This is a genomic window from Streptomyces lothianensis (assembly GCF_047779955.1).
Classification (GTDB): Bacteria; Actinomycetota; Actinomycetes; order Streptomycetales; family Streptomycetaceae; genus Streptomyces.
Map to the genome: position 1 here is coordinate 1 of NZ_JBLMKT010000098.1, position 3762 is coordinate 3762.

The 3762-nt window shown below is 74.0% G+C and carries 1 protein-coding gene; it reads left to right on the plus strand.

All coding sequences use genetic code 11. The annotated features are described in order from the left end of the window. A partial coding sequence (locus ACLF6P_RS29705; protein WP_415954518.1) for an SDR family NAD(P)-dependent oxidoreductase occupies positions 1-3762 on the plus strand: 3762 nt, incomplete at both ends.

The following is a 3762-nucleotide window of genomic DNA, read 5'->3' on the forward strand; positions in this document are numbered from 1 at the left end:
GCCACGGCGTGAGCATCGACTGGCAGACGGTCTACACCGGCACCGGAGCCCGCCGTACCCCCCTCCCCACCTACGCCTTCCAACGCACCCGCTACTGGCCCGAGTCCGAGTCCGAGTCCCGCACCGCCGCCGGATCCGAAGCCGCGCGTACCGTCGACCCCGACGAGGCCCGCTTCTGGGACGCCATCGAGCAGGGCAACGCCGAAGCCCTGGCGGCGGCTCTCGACGGAGCCGACGCCGAGCCGCTGCGCGCGGCCCTGCCCGCCCTCAGCTCCTGGCGGCGCGGCCGCCGGGAGCGTTCGACGATCGACGCCTGGCGCTACCGCGTCTCGTGGAAGCCCGTGGCCACCGGCGCGGCAGGTGACTCGCCCGCGCCGAGCGGGCGCTGGCTCCTCGTCGTACCGGACGACCCGGGCATCGACCCCGACACGTCCGCCCTCGCCGACACCCTCACCGAGGGGCTGACCCGGCACGGTGCCGAGGTGATCCGCACCACCCTCGACGAGTTCACGGAACTCCTGGACCGGGACGTCCACGGCGTCCTTTCCCTCCTCGGCCTCGACGAGACGCCCCACGCCGACTTCCCCGCGCTGCCGGCCGGTCTCCTCGCCACCGTCGACCTGGTGAAGGCGCTTGCGCACACCGAGGGCTCCGCCCCGCTCTGGACGCTCACGCGCGGCGCAGTCTCCGTCGGCCGGTCCGACCCGCTCACCGCCCCCGCCCAGTCCATGGTCTCCGGTTTCGGACGTGTCGTCGGCCTGGAGCACCCGGGGCTGTGGGGCGGCCAGATCGACCTGCCCGCCGCCCTGGACGAACGTGCCCTCGCCAGGATCTGCGCCGTCCTCGGCTCCGCCAAGGACGGCGCGGCCGCCACGGATTCCTCGGCTTCCCCGGCTGCCTTGGACGGCGAGGACCAGGTCGCCGTCCGCTCCACCGGCGTGTACGTCCGGCGCCTGCTGCGCGCGCCCCTCGGCGAGCCCGCCCGGGCCTGGAACCCGCGCGGCACGGTCCTCATCACCGGCGGTACGGGCGCGCTCGGCACCTTCCTCGCCCACCGGTTCGCCGAACTGGGCGCCGAACACCTCGTCCTCACCAGCCGTCGCGGCCCCGCCGCGCCCGGAGCCGCCGAACTCGAAGCGGACCTGACCGCCAAGGGAGTACGCGTCACCGTCGCCGCCTGCGACGTGGCCGACCGGGCCGCCGTCCAGGCTCTCGTCGACGGCCTGCGCGCCCAGGGCGACACCCCGACCGCCGTCATCCACACGGCCGGTGTCAGCCAGCTCAGCTCCATCGAGGACACCGACCACCCCACCTTCGCCGACGTCGTCACCGCCAAGGTCGCCGGTGCCCGCAACCTCGACGAGGTCCTCGGCGACGAGCCGCTCGACGCCTTCGTCGTCTTCTCCTCCATCTCCGGCATCTGGGGCAGTGGCGGCCAGGGAGCCTACGCCGCCGCCAACACCTACCTGGATGCCTTCGTCGCCGACCGCCGCGCCCGTGGACGTACCGCCACCGCCCTCTCGTGGGGCGCCTGGGGCGGCGCGGGCATGGCCAAGGGCGAGGCCGAGCAGCTGCTGAGCCGCCGAGGCCTGCCCGTCATGGACCCCGACCTGAACATCAACGCGCTGCGGCAGGCCGTCGCGCACGACGAGACGGCGCTGACCGTCGTCGACGTCCGCTGGGACCGGTTCGTCCCGTCGTTCACCGTCGCGCGCCGCAGCCCGCTGCTCGAAGACCTGCCCGAGGTACGGGACGTCCTGGACGCCGCCGTCGCCGACGCGGGCGGCGCCGCCGAATCGGCCGTCACCTCCGCGCTCCAGCGCAGCCTCGCCGGGCTCACTCCGGCCGAGCGGCGAGGCCGCGTCCTCGACCTCGTGCGCGGCGAGGCCGCCGCCGTACTCGGCTATGCCGACAGCGGCGAACTCGACGCCACACGCCCGTTCCGCGAACTCGGCTTCGACTCGCTCACCGCCGTGGACGTACGCAACCGGCTCAACACCCTCAGCGGTCTGCGGCTGCCCACCACGCTCGTCTTCGACTACCCGACCGTCGCGGACCTCGCCGACCACATCCTCACGCTCGTCCTCGACCGGCCTGCCGACGATTCCGCCGCCGGGACCCCGCCCGCCCCAGGCGTCACCGCCCCGTCCGACGACCCCGTCGTCATCGTCGGCATGAGCTGCCGCTTCCCCGGCGGAGCGGGCTCCCCCGAGGAGCTGTGGCGTGTCGTCGCCGACGGCGTCGACACCATCGGCGACATACCCGCCGACCGTGGCTGGGCGGGCGGCGACCCGGCCGACATCCCCTCCGACCGGCCCGCCGCCGCGGGCGGCTGGCTCGCCGAGGCGGGGGACTTCGACGCCGCGTTCTTCGGGATCAACCCGCGCGAGGCCCTCGCCATGGACCCCCAGCAGCGCCTGCTCCTCGAGGCGTCGTGGGAGGTCTTCGAACGGGCCGGCATCGACCCCTCCGCCATGAAGGGCAGCCGTACCGGTGTCTACGTCGGAGCCTCCTCGCAGGGTTACGGCAGCGACGTCACCCAAGCCCCGGAAGGCACCGAGGGCTACCTCATGACCGGTACGGCAACCGCCGTGCTCTCGGGCCGCGTCTCGTACGCCCTCGGGCTGGAAGGCCCGGCGGTGACCGTCGACACGGCCTGCTCGTCCTCGCTCGTCGCCCTCCACATGGCCGTTCAGGCCCTCCACAGCGGCGAATGCTCGGCCGCGCTCGTCGGCGGCGTCGCCGTCATGGCCACCGGCACCGTGTTCGCCGAGTTCTCCCGGCAGGGCGGCCTCGCCGGGGACGGCCGCGTGAAGGCGTTCTCCGACGCGGCGGACGGCACCGGTTGGGGCGAGGGCGTGGGTGTGCTGCTGGTGGAGCGGCTGTCGGATGCGCGCCGTAACGGCCATGAGGTGCTGGCGGTGGTGCGGGGTTCGGCGATCAACCAGGACGGCGCGTCGAACGGTCTGACGGCTCCGAACGGTCCCTCCCAGCAGCGTGTCATCCGCGCCGCACTCGCCAATGCGGGCGTCTCGGCGGCGGATGTGGACGCGGTGGAGGCGCACGGTACGGGTACGACGCTGGGTGATCCGATCGAGGCGCAGGCGCTGCTTGCCACGTACGGTCAGGAGCGGGACGAGGACCGGCCGTTGTGGCTGGGCTCGTTGAAGTCGAACATCGGCCACACGCAGGCCGCCGCGGGTGTCGCGGGTGTGATCAAAATGGTCATGGCCATGCGCCACGGCCTGCTGCCGAAGACCCTGCACGTGGACGAGCCGTCGACCCAGGTGGACTGGGAGGCCGGGGCGGTGGAGCTCCTGACCCGGGCGCGCGAGTGGCCGGACACGGACGACCGCCCGCGCCGCGCCGCCGTCTCCTCCTTCGGCGTCAGCGGCACGAACGCCCACACCCTCCTCGAAGCCGCACCGGCCGAGGAGCCGCCCACGGAGAAAGCCCCGGAAGCCCCGGCGGTCGTCCCCTGGGTCCTGTCCGCGCGCAGCGCGGACGCCCTCCGGGACCAGGCCGAGCGTCTCGCCGCCACCGTGAACGACCGGACACCGCCCCTCGACGTGGCCTGGTCCCTGGCCACCGGCCGCGCCCACCTCGAACACCGGGCCGCGGTCGTCGCCCAGAACCCCGAGGACTTCCACACCGCCCTCAAGGCGCTCGCGGAGGGCCGTTCGGTCGCGGGCGTGGTGTCGGGCATCGTGTCGGCGGGTCGTTCGGCGTTCCTGTTCTCGGGTCAGGGTTCGCAGCGGGCCG